Source organism: Phenylobacterium sp. (assembly GCF_013911965.1).
In the GTDB taxonomy this organism is placed as follows: domain Bacteria; phylum Pseudomonadota; class Alphaproteobacteria; order Caulobacterales; family Caulobacteraceae; genus Phenylobacterium.
The window spans coordinates 39632-59220 of sequence record NZ_JACESE010000002.1 but is presented as its reverse complement, the minus strand read 5'-3'; the positions used below and the strand labels follow the sequence as shown (position 1 = coordinate 59220).

The following is a 19589-nucleotide window of genomic DNA, read 5'->3' as shown; positions in this document are numbered from 1 at the left end:
GGAGCCCCGGACCGTCGGTCCGGGGCTTTTTTCGTGGACCGGCGTCTCAGGCGATCTTGGCCGAAATCTTCCCGGCCAGGTCCTTCAGCTCGTTCAGGTCGGCCATGCCGCCCGCGGCGTGCCGGCCCACCGCCACGCCCTCCCACCGCGGCAGGATGTGGAAGTGCGGGTGGAAGACCGTCTGACCGGCGACGGCGCCGTTGAACTGGGTGATCACGACGCCGTCCGGCTCGAGCGCCGCGCGCACCGCGCGGGCGACCCGCTGCACGCCCAGGATCAGGGGCGACAGAATCTGCGGATCCTCCTCCAGCAGGTTGCGGGCCGTGGAGTGCTTGGGGATCACCAGGGTGTGACCCTTGGTCTGCGGGAAGACGTCCATGAAGGACAGCACATGGTCGTCCTCGAACACCCGGGCGCAGGGCGCCTCGCCCCGCAGGATCTTGGCGAAGATGTTGTCGGGGTCGTAGGTCCCATCCAGGCTCATGGCGCGCTCCCTCTTGGCTTACGGCCTGATTAGCAAGCGACGGAGGCCAGGCGAAGGCCCCTACCCGCCCCCGTCGTGCCGGAAGGGCGAGTATTCCTCGGCCAGCCACTCCATTTCGCCGTCCACGGCCTGGCGTTCGCGTTCGACGAAGTCCTCCACCGGGCCCCTCAGGGCGGGGTCGGCGATGTAGTGGGCGGAGAAGACCGGGCTCGGCAGATAGCCGCGGGCGATCTTGTGCTGGCCTTGCGCGCCCGCCTCCACCCGCGCGAGCCCGCGGCCGATCGCCCACTCGATGGCCTGGTAGTAGCAGAGCTCGAAGTGCAGGAAGGGCACGTCCTCGATGCAGCCCCAGTTGCGGCCATAGAGGGCGTCGCCGCCGATCAGGTTCAGCGCGCCGGCGATCCAGCGGCCGTTCCGGCGCGCCATGACCAGCAGCACGCGGTCGGCCATCCGCTCGCCCAGCAGGGAGAAGAAGAGGCGGTTCAGATAGGGCCGGCCCCACTTGCGCGAGCCGGTGTCCATGTAGAAGGCGAAGAAGGCGTCCCAGGCGTCTTCGGTCAGATCGGCGCCGGTCAGGCAGACGATCTCCAGCCCCGCCTGCGCGTCGCGCCGTTCCCGACGGATGGTCTTGCGCCGGCCCGACGACAGGTCGGCCAGGAAGTCGTCGAAGGTCGCATAGCCCTTGTTGGCCCAGTGGTACTGCTGGCCCTGGCGCTGGGCGAGGCCCTGGTCGCCCATCCACTCCCACTCGGCGCGGGTGGGGAAGTTCACGTGCAGGGATGAGACGCCCATGCGTTCGCACAGCGTCAGGCCGCCGCCGAGCAGCAGGCGACGCCCCTCGTCCGCGTCGATGTCCGGCCGCACCAGCAACCGCGGCCCGGTGGCCGGCGTGAAGGGCGCCGCCGACAGGAGCTTGGGATAGTACTGGCCGCCGGCCCGCTCATAGGCGTCGGCCCAGGCGTGGTCGAAGATGTATTCGCCCTGGCTGTGGGACTTCAGATAGAGCGGCATGACCGCGCCGACGCCGCCGGTCTCGTCTTCGACGCTCAGATGCTGCGGGCCCCAGCCGGTGCGTTCGGCGACGCAGCCGGACTCTTCCAGCACATTGAGGAAATCGTAGCTGACGAAGGGATTGCCGCGGTGTTCCGGGGCGGTCGCGCACGCCTCCCAAGCCTCGCGGCCGATCTCTGCGATGCGGCGGCTGATCCGGACCGCCGGCTTGAGGCTCACGCGGCGAACCCCTCGAAGATCAGGTTGTCGCAATGGTCCTTGACCGCCTCCCACTGGGCGGGCTCGCGCACCGTCCAGGCGACGACCGGCATACCCTGGGCGCGATAGGCGTCAGCCTCGGCGCTGGGCAGCATGTCGAGGCCGAGCGCCAGGAAATGCGGCCGGGCGATGGAGACGTGCTCCAGCCGGGCGAAGGCCTGGCGCTGTTCTTCGCCCAGATGCGGGGCCTTGCGGTAGCTGTAGGAGTCCAGGCCGCGCAGCACGCCCGGATAGTGGTCGGCGTACCAGGCGTGGCTGTAGGGATTGAAACCGATCACGCAGAGCGGCCCGGCATGATCTGCGATGATCTCGTGCACCCGCCGCTCCAGCGGCCCCACCTCGCCCCATGGCGTCTTCAGCTCCACATGGACCATGGCCTTGTGGCCGATGAGGGCCAGGGTCTCGGTCAGGGTGGGGATGGTCTCGTCGGTGTCCTTCAGCCGGAGCTGCTGCAGGTCGGCGGCGGTGCGGTCGCGCAGGCGTCCCGTCTGCCCCGTCATGCGTTCGAGGCTGTCGTCGTGGAAGACCATGGCCTCGCCGTCGGCCGAGATCTGGACGTCCAGCTCGATGCCGTAGCCGGCCGCGCAGGCGGCGTGGAAGGCCCCCAGCGAATTCTCCGGCGGGCCGTCCGGCCGCCACAGGCCGCGGTGGGCCACCGGCGGATGGAAGAGAAGGTCCCAGGCCTCGCCGAAGCGGTCCCTCACGAGACCTCCACCACCGCGTCCACCTCGACGGCGAAGTTCATCGGCAGGCGATAGACGCCGACCGCCGAGCGGGCGTGACGGCCGATGTCGCCGAAGGCGTCGACCATCAGGTCCGAGGCGCCGTTCACCACCTGGGGGATATCGAAGAAGTCGGGTCCGGCCTGGACGAAGCCGCCGAGCTTCACCACCCGCACCACCCGGCCGAGGTCGCCGTTACAGGCGGCCTTCATCTGGGCGATCAGATTGATGGCGCAGAGGCGGGCGGCGTAGCGCCCGGTCTCCAGATCGACATCCTGGCCCAGCGTTCCCTTCACCCCGCCGGAGGCGTCGACGGACACCTGGCCCGAGATGTGGAGCAGCGCGCCGGCCCGCACGAAGGGCACATAGTTGGCGACGGGGGCGACGGGTTCGGGCAGCCGGACGCCGACGGCGGCCAGACGTTCTTCGACGGTGGACATGGTCCCAGTCTGTACCGCCGGCTTTCGAAACAGAAAAGGCCCGGTCCGCGATGGACCGGGCCTTCGGCATTCTGCGTGCTTCGGCGCTTGCGCGCCGGGCGCCTCAGCGGGCGGCCTGGAAGCGCTCGACCGCGGCGGTCACGCGTTCGTTGAGCGGCTTCATGGAGTCCTTCATCGAGGCGGTCACGATCTCGGACATCTTGCTCATCTCGGCCATGTAGGTCTCGAGCGCGCTCTTGGTGTAGGCGGTCTGCAGCTCCATGGCTTCCTGCAGGCTCTTGGCCGAGGAGAGCGACTTGGCCGCAGCCATCTGGTCTTCGATGTTCTTCTTCGAGAAGGCCATGGCCTGGGCGCCCAGCGCCTCGGCGCCCTTGGCGGCGGCGGTGGCCGAGGCGACCATCGCTTCCAGGTTCTTCTTCGAATAGGTGTTGGTCTCGGCCAGGGCGGCGAGCGACTTCTCGATCGCGTCCTTGAAGGCCTGGTTGCCGGCCAGAGTGAACTGTTCGGCGGCGTTCTTGGCGGTTTCAGCGGCGGCGGCCATGGCTGAACTCCTTCGTACGGCGGGGCGCGGGCGGCGCGGGATGTGGGGGCGGTAAGCTTTACGCAGGCGCAACATCTCATGTTGCACCGCAACAGTCAACGCTCGATTGTGCAGCGCACAATGCCCTGTCATTCGCCTCTCACGCGCTCGATGCGACAATTTCGTTCCTCAACAGGTGTTTACCGTCACGCAACGGCCGGCATGGCATGCTAGGTTTTCCTCATCGGCGGCCTCGGGGGGTCGTCGGCAACCCAAGACATGACGGACGAAGCGATGTTCCAACGCGCCCGCCGCCAGATTCTCGCCGGCTTCTTCGCCATCGCGGCGACCCTCGGCCTCGCCGCGGCACCCGCCGCCCAGGCCCAGATCCCCTACCTCCAGCTGCCTGCGCAGCAGCCGAAGTACGCCTCCATCGTGGTGGACGCGGAATCGGGCGAGGTGCTCTACGCCAAGCGCGCCGACAGTCCGCGCTACCCGGCCTCCATCACCAAGGTGATGACCCTCTATCTGCTGTTCGAGGAACTGGCCGCCGGCCGGATGGACCTCGACGACCGCATCCCCTTCTCCACCCGGGCGGCCGCCGCCTCTCCGACCAAGCTCTATGTGAAGGCCGGCGACTCCATCACGGTGGAAGAGGCCATGAACGCGCTGGCCATCAAGTCGGCCAACGACGTGGCCGTGGCCGTGGCCGAGCGTCTGGGCGGCAGCGAGGCGCGCTTCGCCGCGCTCATGACCCTGCGGGCCCGCGAGCTCGGCATGGATTCGACGACCTTCGTGAACGCCTCGGGCCTGCCCGACAGCCGCCAGGTCTCCTCGGCGCGCGATCTGGCCGTGCTGTCGCGGGCGATCATGCGCGACTTCCCGCAGTACTACAGCCTGTTCGCCCGCACCCAGTTCAGCTTCCGCGGCACGACCATCCGTGGGCACAACAATCTGCTGGGCCGCGTGGCCGGCGTCGACGGGCTGAAGACCGGCTACACCAATGCGTCCGGCTACAACATCGCCATCTCCGGCGTGCGCGACAACCGCCGCCTGATCGTGGTGGTCCTGGGCGGCGCCTCGACGGCGGCGCGGGACAACCACGCCGAAGACCTGCTGCTGACCGGCTTCAACGTCGCCGGCCGCCGCGCCCGCGGCGAACGGATCACCGTCGCCCAGAACCTGTTCGAGCCCGCCCCCGACGGCGAGATCCTGCGCCCCTCGCGCGAGCAGGGCGACGCCGACCAGGACGGACTGAAGATCGTTCTGGCCTCGGCCCCGCCGCCGCCCGCCGCCACGGCCCCGGCCCGCAAGGCCGAGCCGGGCGGCAAGTGGCAGGTGCAGGTCGGCGCCTTCAAGTCCAAGGGCCTGGCCCAGGACCAGCTGAAGCTGACCCGCCGCCGCTTCGGCGACGCCTTCGCCGGCGCCGAGACCATGATCACCGATCCCAGCAGCGGCTTCTACCGGGCCCGTTTCACCGGCATGAGCGAGGACAAGGCCCGCGCCGCCTGCGAGGTCCTGAAGGCCAAGCGCCAGGCCTGCATGGTGATCGATCCGGCCTGAGGCCGCTCAGTCCTTGAGCAGGCGGTCGCGCGCGGCGTTGAGCTGGGCGGCCAGTCCCGCCGAACCGCCCGCATCGGGGTGGGTTCGGCGCATCAGGCGCGTATAGGCCGCCTGGATCTCGTCGGGCCCGGCCTCGGCCCCCACCCCCAGTATGGCGCGCGCGTCGTCCAGGCTCATGCCGCTTCTCGGCGGCGCCGGGCTTGCGCCGCCGCGCCCCTGCCCGCGCGTGCTCATGGCGAGCCACAGGCCGATGACGATCAGGACGGGCGCGAAGGCCCAGCCGCCACGCACGGCCAGGAAGGCCGCCGCCGCGAAGGCGGCGATCGCTCCGACGCCAGCGGCCACGCGCCACTCCCGGCGTCCGAAGAGCCGCCTGCCGCGCCCCAGCCAGACGAAGAAGGCCAGGGCCGCGGCGCCCAGGGCCAGATAGAGCATGGGCCTATTCGGCCGCCATCAGGGTCTGGCCGGTCACCTCGGACAGGCCCAGAGCGCCGATCAGGGCGCGCAGTTCCTGGCGGGCAGCCACGTGCTGCAGCGAGATGGCCACGGGCCGGATCGCCGGCGACAGGTCGGCGATGGTCAGACCGAAGGGGAAGAGTTCGCGATAGATGACGCGGTCGCGCAGGCCCGGTCCGACGCGGAAGCCGACGCGGCGCGACAGGGCCTTCACGCGCTCGTCCAGGCGGCGGCGGTTGCGCGCCTCGGTGGGCGCCAGGCGGTTGCGCAGCACCACCCAGTCGATGGACCGGCCGTCGGCCGCGGCGCGCGCCTTGCGGCTGTCCCACACCGTCACCGAGTAGAGGCCCGGCCGCTTCAGGTCGAGGCTGACGGGATCGACCACGCCCAGCATGTCGAAGTCGACGAAGCTGTCGTTCATCGGCGTCACGATCAGGTCGGCCAGGCCGTGGGCGGCGCGCGAGATCGCCGTGTCGCCGCCGGGCGTGTCGATCAGGACGAAGTCGGCGGCCTCCCGCGCAGCCTCGAAGGCCGCGTTGAAGGCGGCCAGCGCCTCGCCGTCCGTCGCCGTGGCCAGCTCGACGCCCAGCGGGAACTCCAGCGGCGTCGGCGCCTCGGCCTCGTTGGCGGCCAGCCAGGCGCGGCGGTTGGCGAAGAAGTGGCCCATCGACTGCTGGCGCAGGTCAAGATCGAGCACCGCCACCTTGGCGCCGCCATACATGAGGGCCACCGCCAGATGCAGGGCGATGGTCGATTTGCCGGCGCCGCCCTTTTCGTTTCCGACGACGATCACGCGGGGTTGGGACATGTGTCCGTGCTCCATCGATTCGGCCGGAGCCGATTCCTTTAGGTTAACGAGACGCTTACGAAGCCGCCGCGTCAACGCGCTAGCTCCGGAGGCTTGTGGACGGATGGACGCACCCGGCCCGCTCGGCCATAAGCGCGCCCTGTTCCTCCGGATGGGATTTCGCCGTCATGACCGCCCCGCCCCTGCCGATCGTGCGCACCGTGGCCGACCTGCGCGCCCAGGTCCGCGCCTGGAAGGCCGAAGGACTGCGGGTGGCGATGGCGCCCACCATGGGCGCTCTGCACGAGGGGCACCTGTCGCTGGTTCGGCTCGGCAAGGCGAAGGCCGACAAGGTCCTGGCCAGCGTCTTCGTCAATCCGACCCAGTTCGGCCCCAATGAGGACTTCGACCGCTATCCCCGCGACGAGGCGGGCGACGCCGCCCTGCTGGCCTCGGCCGGCTGCGACCTCCTCTACGCTCCGACGGTGTCGGAGATGTACCCGCAGGGTTTCGCCACGCGGGTGACCGTTTCGGGCGTGTCCGAACCCCTGGACGGCGCGGCGCGTCCCGGCCACTTCGAGGGCGTCGCCACGGTCGTCTCCAAGCTCCTCAACCAGGCTCAGCCCGACGTCGCCGTCTTCGGCGAGAAGGACTACCAGCAGCTCCAGGTCATCCGCCGCCTGGCCCTCGACCTCGACCTGCCCGTGGAGATCGTCGGCGCGCCGACGGCGCGGGCGCAGGATGGCCTCGCGCTGTCCTCCCGCAACGCCTATCTGACGCCCGAGCAGCGGCAGATCGCCGGCCGGCTGAACGTCGCCCTGAAGGATGCGGGCGAGCGCCTGCGCGGCGGCGCGACGGTGGAGCAGGTGGAGGCCACGGGCCGCGCGGCCCTGGAGCGCTACGGCTTCGAAAAGATCGACTATTTCGAGGTGCGCCACGCCGAGGACCTGTCGCATCCGGGCCCCGGACCGTTCGCCGGCCCGGCCCGCATCCTGGCGGCGGCCTTCCTGGGCAAGACCCGCCTGATCGACAACATGGCGGCCTGAACCGGGCCTACCAGACGCCCGCCTCTCGAAGCTGGCGCGCCAGTTCCGGCGGCACGGAGTCGGCGACCTCGCCCTCGAGATCCGGCGGCGCATCCTTCGCCTCCAGATAGCGCCAGCCCTGGAAGGCGCGCCTCGGCGTCGGCGCCACACGGACCAGGGTCTCGTCCAGCCGCATCTCGCAGCGGGCGTTCTGCCCCTCGCCCACCGTCGTCACGTCCAGGATCAGCTGTCGCGACAGGATCACGCCCTTATAGACGCGGTAGAGGGAGCCGCCCTCCAGCACCTCGGGCGCGCGCTTGGGCGTCTGGCGCGTGCGCAGGATCCAGGGGTGTCCGGCCGCCGCCTGGGGGCTTCTCCAGTCGAGCAGTTCCTCGACCGTGTCGCAGCCGACGCAAAGCTTGATGATGTGCAGGGGCATGGCGCCTATCTAGGCCGCCGGCGCGAGCCGCACCATCACGAGCCCCTCCGACACCTGGTCGCCGGCCGCCACCGACAGCGTCTCCACCACGCCGTCGAAGGGGGCCGCCAGCGCATGCTCCATCTTCATGGCCTCCAGCGTCACCAGGGTCTGGCCGCGGCTGACGCTCTGGCCCGCCTCGACGCTGACGGCCACGACCTTGCCCGGCATGGGCGAAGTGATCGCGCCGTCGCCGGACGCGCCCTCCCCGCCCAACGCCTGCGGCGCGACCGCCTCGAAGGCGTAGGCCTCGCCGGCCTCGAAGACGACGATCTGTCCGTCCTGGGCCAGCAGGACATCGGCGCCGAGGCCGTCCTGCGGGATCGGCGCCTCGACCGCCTCGCCGTCGCGATAAAGCCGCACGGTCTGCGCCGGCGCGGCGTTCAGGCGGAAGCCGGTCAGGGCCCGCCAGGGCGAGTTCGGGTCGGAAGGACTCGGCTCCTCGCCGGCCAGCCGTCCCAGCGCCGCGGCGGCCAGGGCCGTCTGGCTGGGCGCCGGCGGCGTCGCCAGCGCCTCCAGACGCTCGCCGATGAAGCTGGTGTCCACCTCGCCGGCCAGAAAGTCCGGTTCGGCCAGGCAGCGGGCCAGGAAACCGGCATTGGTCCGCACGGGCCAGACCTCCACCTGGGCGCAGGCCGCGGCGAGCGCCGCGGCGGCGGCCTCGCGGCTCTCGCCGCGAGCGATCAGCTTGGCGATCATGGGGTCGTAGTGCGGGCTGACGACGCCGCCCGCCTCGACGCCGGAATCGATCCGCACGCCGCCCGGCAGGACGAAGTGCTCCAGCTCGCCGGTGGAGGGCAGGAAGCCGGTGGCCGGGTTCTCGGCATAGAGGCGCGCCTCCATGGCCCAGCCGGACAGGGTGATCTCGTCCTGGGTGAGCGGCAGGGGCTCGCCGGCGGCGACGCGAAGCTGCCATTCCACCAGGTCCTGGCCCGTGACGGCCTCGGTCACCGGATGCTCCACCTGAAGACGGGTGTTCATCTCCATGAACCAGATGCGGTCGGCGCGCAGGCCTTCGCTGGCGTCGGCGATGAACTCCACCGTGCCGGCGCCGACATAGTCCACAGCCTGGGCGGCGCGGACCGCGGCGGCGCACACGGCCTGGCGGACCGCTTCGGTCATGCCCGGCGCGGGGGCCTCCTCGATCACCTTCTGATGGCGGCGCTGAAGCGAACAGTCCCGCTCGAACAGATGGACCACCTGGCCGTGGGAATCGCCGAAGACCTGCACCTCGATATGGCGCGGGCGGGTGACATAGGTCTCCAGCAGCACCCGGTCGTCGCCGAAGGCGGCCTTGGCCTCGCGCTGGGCGGCGCCGAGCGCCTCGGCGAAGTCGGCCGCGCGGTCGACCTTGCGCATGCCCTTGCCGCCGCCGCCGGCCACGGCCTTGATCAGGACCGGGAAGCCGATGCGCTCGGCCTCGGCGGCCAGGCGCGCGGCGCTCTGGTCCTCGCCCAGATAGCCGGGCGTGACGGGGACGCCCGCCTCGGCCATCAGGGCCTTGGCCGCGTCCTTCAGGCCCATGGCTCGGATGGCGGCCGGCGGGGGCCCGACCCAGACGAGCCCGGCCGCCGTCACCGCCTCGGCGAAGGCGGCGTTCTCCGACAGGAAGCCATAGCCGGGATGGATCGCCTCGGCGCCGGCCTCGCGCGCGGCGGCCAGCACAGCCTCCATGTTCAGGTAGCTTTCCGCGGCCGCGGCCGGTCCGACGCGGACCGCCCGGTCGGCCTCGCGCGCATGCGGCGCCTGGGCGTCGGCGTCGGAATAGATGGCGATCGTCGAGACGCCCATCCGCCGCGCGGTTCGGAAGATGCGGCGGGCGATCTCGCCCCGGTTGGCGACCAGCAGGCTGCGGATCATTCGGCCCAACGCGGCTCACGCTTTTCAAGGAAGGCGCGGACGCCCTCCTGGCCTTCCTCGCTCACCCGCACGCGGGCGATGGTGCGGGCGGTCTCTTCCATCACGCCGCGGTCGATCCGCTCGTGCGTCACGCGGTCGACGATGCGCTTGGATTCGGCCACGGCCACCGGCCCGCAGGCCAGCATGCCGTCGATCAGCTGCTCCATGGCCGCCTCCAGCGCCGCCTCGTCGGCGACGACCTCGGTGACCAGGCCGATCTTCTCGGCATGGGCGGCGTCGAACACCCGACCCGTGGCGAACAGCCCCCGCGCCGTCCGCGGACCGACGGCGGCGACCACATAGGGGCTGATGGTGGCGGCCACGATGCCGAGCTTCACCTCCGAGAAGGCGAACTTCGCATCGGCCTTGGCGATGGCCATGTCGCAGGCCGCCACGAGACCCGCCCCGCCGCCGAAGGCCCCGCCTTCCACGAGGGCGACGGTCAGGGCCGGCACGTCCCAGAGATTCTTCAGCATCTGGGCCATGGCCATGGCGTCGTCGCGGTTATCGCTCTCGCTGTAGTCGATGGCGTCGCGCATCCAGGCGAGATCCGCCCCGGCGCTGAAGGTCCCGCCGGCCCCGCGGACGAAGACCACGCGCACGTGCTCGGCGCCCTGCAGGGTCTCGAAGGTCTCCGAGAGGGCCCGGATGAGGGCCGCGTCGAAGGCGTTCTTCTTGTCCGGGCGATTGATGGTCACCACGGCCACGCCCTCACCCGAAGCCTCCAGGCGGACCAGCTTGGAGGCGGCGTCGGTGTCGACGCCCTCGACCAGCGGATCGACGATCGGATTGGTCATCAGCCTTGCTCCATCACATGCGGAAGACGCCGAACCGCGTCTCCGGTACGGGCGCGTTCAGCGCCGCAGAAATCGATAGTCCCAGCACGTCGCGCGTCTGGGCCGGGTCGATGATACCGTCATCCCACAGGCGTGCGGTGGCGAAATAGGGGTCGCCCTCCTCTTCGTAGCGGGCCCGCACCGGGGCCTTGAAGGCCGCCTCGTCCTGCGCCGACCACGCCTCGCCGCGCGCCTCCAGCCCGTCGCGGCGAATGGTGGCGAGCACGCTGGCCGCCTGCTCGCCGCCCATGACGCTGATCCGGCTGTTCGGCCAGGTCCACAGGAATCGGGGGGAATAGGCCCGCCCGCACATGCCGTAGTTGCCGGCGCCGAAGGAGCCGCCGATCAGCACGGTGAACTTCGGGACCTCGGCGCAGGCCACCGCCGTCACCAGCTTGGCGCCGTCCTTGGCGATGCCCCCGGCCTCGTACTTTCCGCCCACCATGAAGCCTGAGATGTTCTGCAGGAAGACGAGCGGAATCCGCCGCTTGCAGGCCAGTTCTATGAAGTGGGCGCCCTTGAGCGCGCTCTCGGAGAAGAGCACGCCGTTATTGGCCAGGATGGCCACCGGATAGCCCCAGATGCGCGCGAAGCCGCAGACCAGCGTCGCGCCGTAGAGGGCCTTAAACTCGTCGAATTCCGAGCCGTCGACGATGCGGGCGATCACTTCGCGGACGTCATAGGGCGCCCGCACGTCCGACGGGATCAGGCCGTAGAGCTCCTCGGGGTCGAAGGCCGGCGGCCTGGGCTCGGCGAGCGCGATGTCCACCGCCTTGGTCGTGTTCAGGTTGGCGACGATCGAGCGGACGATGGAGAGCGCATGCTCGTCGTTCTCCGCCACATGGTCGACGACGCCGGACCGGCGGCCGTGGGTGTCGGCGCCGCCCAGTTCCTCGGCGCTGATCACCTCGCCGGTGGCCGCCTTCACCAGCGGCGGACCGCCCAGGAAGATGGTGCCCTGGTTGCGGACGATGACCGTCTCGTCGGACATGGCCGGCACATAGGCCCCGCCGGCCGTGCAGGAGCCCATGACGCAGGCGATCTGGGCGATGCCCGCCGCGCTCATCTGGGCCTGGTTGAAGAAGATGCGGCCGAAGTGCTCGCGGTCGGGAAAGACCTCGGCCTGATGCGGCAGGTTGGCGCCGCCGGAGTCCACCAGATAGACGCAGGGCAGACGGTTCTGCAGGGCGATCTCCTGGGCCCGCAGGTGCTTCTTCACCGTCATCGGAAAGTAGGCGCCGCCCTTCACCGTGGCGTCGTTGGCCACGATCATGACTTCGCGGCCGGAGACGCGGCCGACGCCGGCGATCACGCCCGCGCCCGGCGCCTCGTCGTCATAGAGGCCGAAGGCGGCCAGGGCGCCGATCTCCAGGAAGGGCGCACCGGGATCGAGCAGGCGCATGACGCGATCGCGCGGCAAAAGCTTGCCCCGCGACTCATGCCGCTGACGCGAGGCCTCCGGGCCGCCGAGCGCGGCTTGCGCCGTTCGCCTTCGAAGCTGCTCGACCAGGTCGCGATTTTGCGCCGCCTGGGTCTGAAATGCCTCGGATCGCCGGTCGATGGAGGAAGAAAGCCTCGTCATGGTCCTGGCATAGCGGTCCCTGCGCCCCCGCGCTAGGCTCCGTCGCCGTGGCCAGCCTGCCTGACATTCCGATCGACTCCGCGCTCGCCAAGCTGTTCACCCACGAACAGCTGGAGGGCGACGCCGCATGGTTCTCCCTGCCCGGCGGCAGCGTCCTGTTCGAACCGGGCGACCCGGCCGACCAGCTCTTCTTCCTTCGGGCGGGCCGCCTGGGCGTCTTTCGCCGGGAAGAGGGCCACGAGCCGGAGTTCCTGGGCGTCATCCGGCCCGGCGAGCCGGCCGGAGAGATGTCGCTGCTTTCGGGCGGTCCGCACACGGCTCGCGTGGTCGCCCTGCGCGACTCGGAGATCTTCGGCCTCCCCCGCGACCTCTTCCTCGACGCCGCCGAGGACGACCCGGCCGTCATGCTGGAGATCGCCCAGCTGATCATCCAGCGCACGCGGCGCACGCCCCTGCGCACCTCGGGCGCGGAGCCCTCGGTCTACGGCTTCGTCACGGTCGGCGAGCCCGTGGCCGTGCGGCCGGTGGTCGAGCGGATCGCCCGCCACATCATGCGCCAGGGCTATACGGTCACGGTCGTCGGCGCCGAGGCGGCCATGGCGCCGACCGAATGGTATTCAGAGGTCGAGCGGGCCCATGACTTCGTCCTCTACGCCGCCGAGGGCGAAGACCACGGCTGGCGGGCGGTGGTGGCGCGCCAGGTGGACCGGCTGTTCCGCATCGGCAAGGTCTCGGCGCCGCCGCCCGACAACATCGTGCTGCACCCGGCCCAGCCGTTGCAGGCCCACCAGCTCGTCGACCTGATCCTGATGCACCCGCGGCAGAGCGTGGCGCCGCGCAACTCCGAAGCCTGGGTCGCCTCGGCCCAACCGGCGCGGCTCTTCCACATGCGCCGCGACGACGAGGAGGACGCCGCCCGGCTGGCGCGCGTGCTGACGGGGCGTTCCGTCGGCCTGGTCCTCTCGGGCGGCGGCGCGCGCGCCTACGCCCATGTGGGCGCCATTCGCGCCCTGAGGGAGCGGGGCGTGCCGATCGACTTCGTGGGCGGGTCGTCCATGGGGGCGATCGTGGCCGCCGGCCTGGGCATGGGCTGGTCCGACACGGAGGCCGACCGGCGCATCCGCGAGGCCTTCGTCGCCTCCAGCCCCCTGGACGACATCGCCTTCCCCCTGCTGGCCATGACGCGCGGGGAGAAGGTCCGCGAACGCCTCTACGAGCACTTCGGCGACACGCGCATCTCCGATCTCTGGCTCCCCTTCTTCGCCGTCTCGTCGAACCTCACCACCGGCGCCTATCAGGTCCACCGCAGCGGCCGGCTGGTGGACGCCCTGCGCGCCACCATCGCCCTGCCCGGCGTGATGCCGCCGGCGACGCAGGGCGAGGAGGTGCTGGTCGACGGAGCGGTGCTGAACAACTTCCCCGCCGATGTGATGAGCGCCCTGCACCTGGGGCCGGTCGTGGGCGTCGACGTCACCCGCGGGCGGAGCATCACCGCACGGGACGTGGCGCGGCCCGAATCGGTCTGGCGGTGGATCTTCTCCGGGGCGTGGCGCCAGGGGCCGCCGATCGTCTCCCTGCTGATGCGCGCGGCCACGGTGCCGACGGGGCGGGACCTGCAGGCGGCGCGCGAGTCGGTCGATCTGCTGGTGACGCCCGACGTGACCGGGGTCGAGATCCGCGACTGGGAAGCCTACGACCCCGCCGTGGCGGCGGGTTATGCGGCGATGATCGCCGCGCTCGACCGTCTGAGCGAACCCGTCACCGAGCTGCGCCGCCGCCCGACCCAGGCGGAGAAGTCGGCCCGTCGTCTGCGCTGAGCCGGCGCCTGGCGGATGGGCAGGACGCCGCAGGCGCCATGGCGACGTTTGCACGCCGCGGATTCCCGACCCATATTGGCTCTGTCGTTCAACAACTGAAAGGAGGTGATCCAGTGTCTCATTGTCATTCGTCGCAGTCGGTGACCGTGGCCTGGGCCTCCCTCGAGGCTCGCGCTTAAGCGCTCGAAAGGTTGCGGGCCGCCGCGCTGCGGTCCGACAATGGAGGGGCCGGTCCCGCGAGGGACCGGCCCCTTTTCGTTGTCGCGTCCGGAAGGCGGGCGCGCAGGCCCGCCTCGGCCTTAGCGCGGCGTGGTCGCCGCGCCGGCGACGCCGCCGATGGCCGCGCCGGCCAGGGCGCCTTCGGCGTCGCCGCTGACGGCGCCGCCGACGGCCGCGCCGCCGAGCGCGCCCGTGGCCGCACGTTGGGTGGTGGTGGTGCCGCAGGCCGCCAGGGCCAGGGCGGTCACGGCGAGCGGAATGACGATCAGCGTCTTATGCATGGGGGAGGTCTCCTCTGGGGTCACCCAAAGGAAACCGCCCGCCCGAAGTCGGGTTCCCGACGATGGGCGGGTCAGAAGGCCATGCAGACGGGGGTTGTAAGCTGCAGGACCGCCTCCTGCGAGAACCGCCGCCGGTAGGCGTCCCGCACCTCGCCGAGCGCGCGGCGGTCCAGGGCGCCGTCCGAGGCCAGCACGACGAGGAAGGACGGCTCGCGCCGAACCTGGCCGTCGCCTCCGCGCCAGCGCCCGGCGGCCGGGACCTGGGTCAGGCCCTCGGGAAACCGCGGCGTCACCTCGGCGTCCAGGAAGGCCTCGAAGTCCGCCTCGCTGACGCCGACCTCATCGCCGATGTTGCGCCCGAAGAAGAGCTGGGCGACCTCGCCGCTCGTCTCCCCGGGCGCGCAGGCGACGGGCGGCGCCCCGGCGCAGCCGGCCAGCACGAGGGCGATCGCGGCGGCCGCGGCCCTCACGCCCCGATCAGCTCCCGGCCGATCAGGAAGCGGCGGATCTCGTTCGTCCCGGCGCCGATGTCGTAGAGCTTGGCGTCGCGCAGAAGCCGCTCCACGGGATAGTCGCGGGTATAGCCCGCCCCGCCCAGGGCCTGGATCGCCTCGAGGGCGCACTTCACGGCGTTCTCCGACGCCATCAGGATGGCGCCGGCGGCGTCGAAGCGGGTCGTCATGCCCGCATCGCAGGCCTTGGCCACCGCATAGACATAGGCGCGCGCGGAGTTCAGCGCGACGTACATGTCCGCCACCTTGGCCTGCATCAGCTGGAAGGAGCCGATCGGGGCGCCGAACTGCTTGCGCTCGCGCACATAGGGCAGGACCACGTCCAGGCAGGCCTGCATGATGCCCAGCGGCCCGCCGGAGAGGACGGCGCGTTCATAGTCCAGGCCGCTCATCAGCACGCCGACCCCGCCATTGGCCGGGCCGAGCACGTTCTCCTCCGGCACCTCGCAGTCCTCGAAGACGAGTTCGCCCGTGTCGGAGCCGCGCATGCCCATCTTGTCGAGCTTCTGGGCGCAGCGGAAACCCTTGAAGTCCTTCTCGATCAGGAAGGCGCTGATGCCGCGGCTGGCGGCTTCCGGCTCGGTCTTGGCGTAGACCACCAGCACATCGGCGTGGGGGCCGTTGGTGATCCAGAACTTGGTCCCGTTGAGCACATAGCGGTCGCCGCGCCGCTCGGCGCGCAGCCGCATGGAGACGACGTCCGAGCCGGACCCCGCCTCGCTCATGGCCAGCGCGCCCACGTGCTCGCCGCTGATCAGGCGCGGCAGGTAGCGGCGCTTCTGCTCGTCGGAGCCCCAGCGGCGGATCTGGTTTACGCAGAGGTTGGAGTGGGCGCCGTAGGACAGGCCGATGGAGGCCGAGGCGCGGCTCACCTCCTCCATGGCGACCACGTGCTCCAGATAGCCCAGGCCGAGCCCGCCGAACTCTTCCTCGACGGTCAGGCCGTGGAGGCCGAGCGCGCCCATGGCCGGCCAGAGTTCGCGCGGGAAGCTGTTCGACTCGTCGATCTCGGCGGCCCGGGGGGCGATCTCGTCGGCGGCGAACCGGGCGGTGGTTTCGCGGATGGCGTCGGCGGTTTCGCCGAGCCCGAATTCGAGGGTGGGACCATGGTTCGGGATCATTCCCGGCAAATAGCATGCACGCAAAAGGGCAGCGAGGGCGGAATCCACCCTCGCCGCCCTGGCTCTGGCGAAGTCCTGCCCCGCGCGTCGCGGCGGCAGGTTCGCTGTCTTCAGTTGTAGCCCTCGTCCTCATCGCCGGGCTCGCCGCTCAGCCGCTGCAGGACGAGGTAGGCGGCCAGGCCGAACAGGGCGACGCCCAGAATGCCGGCGACCCAGCCGACCGTCAGCGGGCTGACGAGGCCGTCCTCGGTCACACGGGCGTTGAACGCCCAGAAGAGGCCGCCGGCGAACAGGGCCAGGCCGAGGCCCGCCAGGGTCAGCAGGCTGGCGAGCCCCGCCTTCTGATCGGAGGGCGGCAGCGGTTCGAAGGTCATGATCGAGGCGTGCCGCTCGTCCTCCTGCACCAGGCGGACGATGTCGGCCTCGCTCGCGCCGCCGCCGATCGCGGGCGGTTCGGGCGTGTCGAGGGCGTCGTTGGCCGGTTGCGGGCGGTCGAACAGGCTCGGGCCGGAGGGATTCTCGGCCGAAGCGTCGGTCGCCTGGCGGGCCGGCGCGGGCGCAGGCTCGATTTCGGGCGCCTCCTCGGGCGGCGTCAGGACGAAGGCGCGGCCGCCGGCGCCCATGGCCATCGGCGCGGGCGCAGGCGGCGGCGGCGCGCTCAGATCCTCCTGCGGGCGCGCCTCCAGGTCCGGGGCCGTCTGCGCCTCCGGCCCGGCGGGCGCGTGATCCTGGGCCTCGGCGGGAGCCTCGACCATGGCCTCGACGGCGGCCACCTCGGCCGGGACCTCGACATCCGCGACGGTGGGCTCCTCCCTCGGGGTCGCCGCGGCTTCGGCCTCGACGGCGGCCGGCGGATCCTCGCGGAAGATGGCCTGCAGGCGATAGCTGATGGCCGCGGCCGCGGCCTGGGCCGGACTCGGCTCGGCCTCCTCCTCGTCGGGCGGAGACGGCAGCGGCGGCGTCGCCTGGGGATCGCGCACGGCGATGGCCTCGACGCCTTCCATGGCCGCGCGAACCGCCACCGGCGTCTGGCGCGGCACGACGCCGGCGATGTCGGCGTCGACATTGGGCCGCAGCACCGGCGAGGGCGCCGGCACCCAGCCGTCCATCGGCGTCAGGAAGAGGGTCTTCTCGGCCGCGCGGCGGCGCACGAGGGCGTCGATCACGATCCGCTCGCCCTCGAAGTCCGCCTTGCGCCAGAGCTCCATGCCGCAGGCGGCCTGCAGGAGCTGGCCCTCGTTGAGGCGACGCAGCACGGCCGAGCGGCGGAAATTGTCCAGCCCGATGTTGAAGGCGAAGCAGCAGAGCGCGTCGAACTGATTCTGATTGAGCGGCGTGTAGGTCAGGTCGTTGACCGTATGGGCCACCGAAATCAGGTCGTAGAGCAGCAGGGCCTCGGCGTCCTTTTCCGAGACTTCGGCGCCCTCGCGGGCGGTCAGCGTGTGGCCGTAGCCGATCGTCCAGCGGCCGTCCGGCAGCCGGGCGGCCTTGGCGCGGTAGCCCTCGAACCGCTTGATCAGGTCGATCGCGGCGCGGGAGATCTGGTGACGCGGTTTCATGGCCGTCCTGATCCAAGTTGGGACACGAACGCAAGGTCCGCCCTCCCAATCGCAAGATAGGGGCCGGCTACAACAGGATGAGCGCCGCCAGGCCCAGGAAGGCGAAAAACCCCGTGAAGTCGGTCACGAAGGTGACGAAGACGGCGGAGGAAACGGCGGGGTCCCGTCCCATGCGGTCCAGGGCCAGGGGGACCAGGGCGCCGGCCACCGAAGCCATGAACATGTTGATGACCAGGGCCGCGGCGAAGGCGACGCACAGTCCCACGTCCCGGAAGAGGGCATAGACCGCCGCCCCCGTCACCACGGCGAGGATCGAGCCGTTGAGCAGCCCCACCAGCATCTCGCGGCCCACCGTGCGCAGGGCGTTGAAGGCCGACAGCTCGCGGCTGGCCAGGGCGCGGACGGCGACGGTGAGGGTCTGGGTGGCGCCATTGCCCCCCAGGGAGGCGACGATCGGCATCAGGACCGCCAGCGTGACGATCTGGGCGATCTCGTCCTCGAAGGCCTGGATGACGCTGACCGCGAGCGCGGCGGTCAGGGTGTTGAGCAGCAGCCAGGGCAGGCGCGAGCGGACGATGTCCATCACGTCGGCGTTCCGGCCCGCATCGGACACGCCGGCCAGGGCGAGAATGTCCTCCTGGCTCTCCTCGTGGATGACGCCGACGATGTCGTCGACGGTGATCTGGCCGACCAGCCGCCCGCCGGGTTCGACCACCGGCGCGGAGATCAGGTGGTACTTGTCGAAGATGTAGGCCACCTCCTCCTGGTCCATGTCGACCGGGATGTCCGACACGGACTCCATGATCTGGGCCAGGGGCGTGTCGCGCTTGGAGCGCAGCAGGGTGCTGATCGGCACGGCGCCGACCGGGTGGTAGGACGGGTCGACCACATAGACGTCGAAGAACAGCTCCGGCAGATCGTCGGCCTCACGCCGGAAATGGTCGATGGCCTGACCGACGCTCCAGAACTGGGGGGCGGCGACGACCTCGCGCTGCATCAGGCGCCCGGCCGTCTCCTCGCCGTAGGACAGGGCGCTCTCGATGGCGGCGCGCTCGGTCTCGGGCATGGCGGCCAGGACCTGGGCGCGCTTGTCGGCCTCCAGGTCGTCGACCACATCGGCGGCGTCGTCGGAGTCGAGTTCGCCCAGGGCCCGGGCCAGGGTCTCCGGCGCCACGGCCTCGAGGACCTCTTCGCGGATCTCGTGATCCATTTCGGAGAGGATTTCGGCCAGCGCCTCGGGATCGAGGTGCGGCAGCACCTCTTCGCGATAGTCGGCCGAAAGGAAGCCCATCAGGTCGGCGACATCGGCCGGATGCAGCGCGCTCAGCAGGTCGCGCAGGCGCTCCGAATCGCCCCGGTCGGCGGCGTCGACGACCATGGAGACGAACTGCGGATTGAGCGCATAGTCCTCGCCGAGCGCGAGGTCTTCCAGGTCTTCTTCAGACTCGGTGTCGATGTCGAGTTCGTCTTCGGGGTCGGCCAAGTCGCGGCTCATGCTGACCTCCTATTCGGACTTCGACGATCTACCGTTGCTGATGATCCTGATTCACTGGTGCGGTCGAGAAGACTCGAACTTCCACGGGTTGCCCCACAGCGACCTCAACGCTGCGCGTCTACCAATTCCGCCACGACCGCTCGTGGTGAGGCGCGGGGGGTAGCAAACCGCCGCGCGTTTGTGAAGCGGTGTTTCGCCTCAGGCGCCGCCGGCCATGAAGTCGAAGACATTGGCCTCGCGCGTGACGGCGATGGCGATCTTCTCGTCGCTGATCTGAATCTCGCCCCGGGCCACCGGATGGTTGTTGGCCAGGATCCAGACCTCTTCGTTCACGGTGGCGTCGAGCGGAATCACCGCCCCACGACCCATGCGCAGCAGCTGCTGCATCGGCAGCGACGCCCGGCCGAGCACAACGGAGATCTCGACATTGACCGAGTGGACCTGACTGGACACACCAACACCCCTGGACACACCACCGCCGCGCCGGCTTTGCGCCGGGCGGCCTGGGTTCCCACATTGAGGCA

Annotated in this window: 19 protein-coding genes, 1 tRNA gene and 1 pseudogene; 3 read left to right on the top strand and 18 right to left on the bottom strand. The window is 70.7% G+C overall.

What is annotated here, in order from left to right; genetic code table 11:
- Nucleotides 1-46: 46 nt before the first annotated feature.
- From H2041_RS02105 to H2041_RS02085, 5 genes are all read right to left on the bottom strand, one after another.
- Nucleotides 47-484: an HIT family protein gene (locus H2041_RS02105; RefSeq protein WP_293408930.1), complete on the bottom strand. Its 438-nt coding sequence runs from the start codon at nucleotides 482-484 to the stop codon at nucleotides 47-49.
- Nucleotides 485-544: 60 nt separating this feature from the next.
- Nucleotides 545-1714: a GNAT family N-acetyltransferase gene (locus tag H2041_RS02100; RefSeq protein WP_293408928.1), complete on the bottom strand. Its 1170-nt coding sequence runs from the start codon at nucleotides 1712-1714 to the stop codon at nucleotides 545-547.
- Nucleotides 1711-2457 (bottom strand): glycerophosphodiester phosphodiesterase, encoded by a 747-nt coding sequence (locus tag H2041_RS02095; protein ID WP_293408926.1) that lies wholly within the window; start codon nucleotides 2455-2457, stop codon nucleotides 1711-1713. Before H2041_RS02095 ends, H2041_RS02100 begins: the two co-directional genes overlap by 4 nt.
- Nucleotides 2454-2915 carry a RidA family protein gene (locus tag H2041_RS02090; RefSeq protein ID WP_293408925.1) on the bottom strand — a complete coding sequence of 154 codons (462 nt, stop codon included), beginning with the start codon at nucleotides 2913-2915 and terminating at the stop codon, nucleotides 2454-2456. Before H2041_RS02090 ends, H2041_RS02095 begins: the two co-directional genes overlap by 4 nt.
- Before the next feature lie 103 nt (nucleotides 2916-3018).
- The gene (locus tag H2041_RS02085) at nucleotides 3019-3456 is read right to left on the bottom strand and encodes a phasin family protein (protein ID WP_293408924.1); all 438 of its coding nucleotides are present in this window, start codon (nucleotides 3454-3456) and stop codon (nucleotides 3019-3021) included.
- Between the two features lie 273 nt (nucleotides 3457-3729).
- Between H2041_RS02085 and H2041_RS02080 the strand changes: the two genes are divergently transcribed.
- Entirely contained in the window at nucleotides 3730-4998 is a 1269-nt protein-coding gene (locus H2041_RS02080; RefSeq protein ID WP_293408923.1) for a D-alanyl-D-alanine carboxypeptidase, read from the top strand.
- A 6-nt stretch (nucleotides 4999-5004) separates the two neighbouring features.
- On the opposite strand, the gene H2041_RS02075 is transcribed toward H2041_RS02080, so the two are convergent.
- The gene (locus H2041_RS02075) at nucleotides 5005-5433 is read right to left on the bottom strand and encodes a molecular chaperone DnaJ (protein WP_293408922.1); all 429 of its coding nucleotides are present in this window, start codon (nucleotides 5431-5433) and stop codon (nucleotides 5005-5007) included.
- A gap of 4 nt (nucleotides 5434-5437) precedes the next feature.
- Entirely contained in the window at nucleotides 5438-6262 is an 825-nt protein-coding gene (locus H2041_RS02070; RefSeq protein WP_293408921.1) for a division plane positioning ATPase MipZ, read from the bottom strand.
- A 167-nt stretch (nucleotides 6263-6429) separates the two neighbouring features.
- Between H2041_RS02070 and panC the strand changes: the two genes are divergently transcribed.
- Nucleotides 6430-7287, top strand: coding sequence for a pantoate--beta-alanine ligase (gene panC, locus H2041_RS02065; protein ID WP_293408920.1), 858 nt, complete (start codon nucleotides 6430-6432; stop codon nucleotides 7285-7287).
- A gap of 7 nt (nucleotides 7288-7294) precedes the next feature.
- Here the strand turns inward: panC and H2041_RS02060 are convergent, their stop codons facing one another.
- From H2041_RS02060 to H2041_RS02045, 4 genes are read right to left on the bottom strand one after another with little or no spacing between them, the layout of a single operon-like run.
- Nucleotides 7295-7705, bottom strand: coding sequence for a DUF1489 domain-containing protein (locus H2041_RS02060; RefSeq protein WP_293408918.1), 411 nt, complete (start codon nucleotides 7703-7705; stop codon nucleotides 7295-7297).
- A 9-nt stretch (nucleotides 7706-7714) separates the two neighbouring features.
- The gene (locus H2041_RS02055; RefSeq protein ID WP_293408916.1) at nucleotides 7715-9604 is read right to left on the bottom strand and encodes a biotin carboxylase N-terminal domain-containing protein; all 1890 of its coding nucleotides are present in this window, start codon (nucleotides 9602-9604) and stop codon (nucleotides 7715-7717) included.
- A complete protein-coding gene (locus H2041_RS02050; protein ID WP_293408915.1) occupies nucleotides 9601-10440 on the bottom strand; it encodes an enoyl-CoA hydratase-related protein in 840 nt (279 codons plus the stop codon). The genes H2041_RS02055 and H2041_RS02050 overlap by 4 nt, the downstream gene beginning before the upstream one ends.
- A gap of 13 nt (nucleotides 10441-10453) precedes the next feature.
- Complete coding sequence (locus H2041_RS02045) at nucleotides 10454-12061, bottom strand: carboxyl transferase domain-containing protein (RefSeq protein ID WP_293408914.1); 1608 nt, start codon at nucleotides 12059-12061, stop codon at nucleotides 10454-10456.
- Between the two features lie 47 nt (nucleotides 12062-12108).
- Between H2041_RS02045 and H2041_RS02040 the strand changes: the two genes are divergently transcribed.
- Nucleotides 12109-13878, top strand: a complete 1770-nt coding sequence (locus H2041_RS02040; protein WP_293408913.1) for a patatin-like phospholipase family protein — start codon at nucleotides 12109-12111, stop codon at nucleotides 13876-13878.
- 299 nt (nucleotides 13879-14177) lie between these two features.
- Here H2041_RS02040 and H2041_RS02035 read toward each other — a convergent pair whose 3' ends face one another.
- The 7 genes and pseudogenes from H2041_RS02035 to H2041_RS02005 all read right to left on the bottom strand — a co-directional run bounded on the left by H2041_RS02035 (nucleotide 14178) and on the right by H2041_RS02005 (nucleotide 19582).
- Nucleotides 14178-14378: a hypothetical protein gene (locus tag H2041_RS02035; protein ID WP_293408911.1), complete on the bottom strand. Its 201-nt coding sequence runs from the start codon at nucleotides 14376-14378 to the stop codon at nucleotides 14178-14180.
- 71 nt (nucleotides 14379-14449) lie between these two features.
- A complete protein-coding gene (locus H2041_RS02030) occupies nucleotides 14450-14848 on the bottom strand; it encodes a DUF3574 domain-containing protein (protein ID WP_293408910.1) in 399 nt (132 codons plus the stop codon).
- On the bottom strand, nucleotides 14845-16011 hold the full coding sequence (locus tag H2041_RS02025) for an isovaleryl-CoA dehydrogenase (RefSeq protein ID WP_293408908.1): 1167 nt from the start codon (nucleotides 16009-16011) through the stop codon (nucleotides 14845-14847). The genes H2041_RS02030 and H2041_RS02025 overlap by 4 nt, the downstream gene beginning before the upstream one ends.
- Nucleotides 16012-16121: 110 nt before the next feature.
- The gene (locus H2041_RS02020) at nucleotides 16122-17570 is read right to left on the bottom strand and encodes a glycoside hydrolase family protein (RefSeq protein ID WP_293408904.1); all 1449 of its coding nucleotides are present in this window, start codon (nucleotides 17568-17570) and stop codon (nucleotides 16122-16124) included.
- Between the two features lie 67 nt (nucleotides 17571-17637).
- On the bottom strand, nucleotides 17638-19065 hold the full coding sequence (gene mgtE / locus H2041_RS02015; protein ID WP_293408902.1) for a magnesium transporter: 1428 nt from the start codon (nucleotides 19063-19065) through the stop codon (nucleotides 17638-17640).
- 55 nt (nucleotides 19066-19120) lie between these two features.
- Nucleotides 19121-19205: transfer RNA gene (locus H2041_RS02010), tRNA-Leu, on the bottom strand.
- Nucleotides 19206-19263: 58 nt separating this feature from the next.
- Nucleotides 19264-19582: pseudogene (locus H2041_RS02005) on the bottom strand (FliM/FliN family flagellar motor switch protein).
- Between the last annotated feature and the right edge of the window lie 7 nt (nucleotides 19583-19589).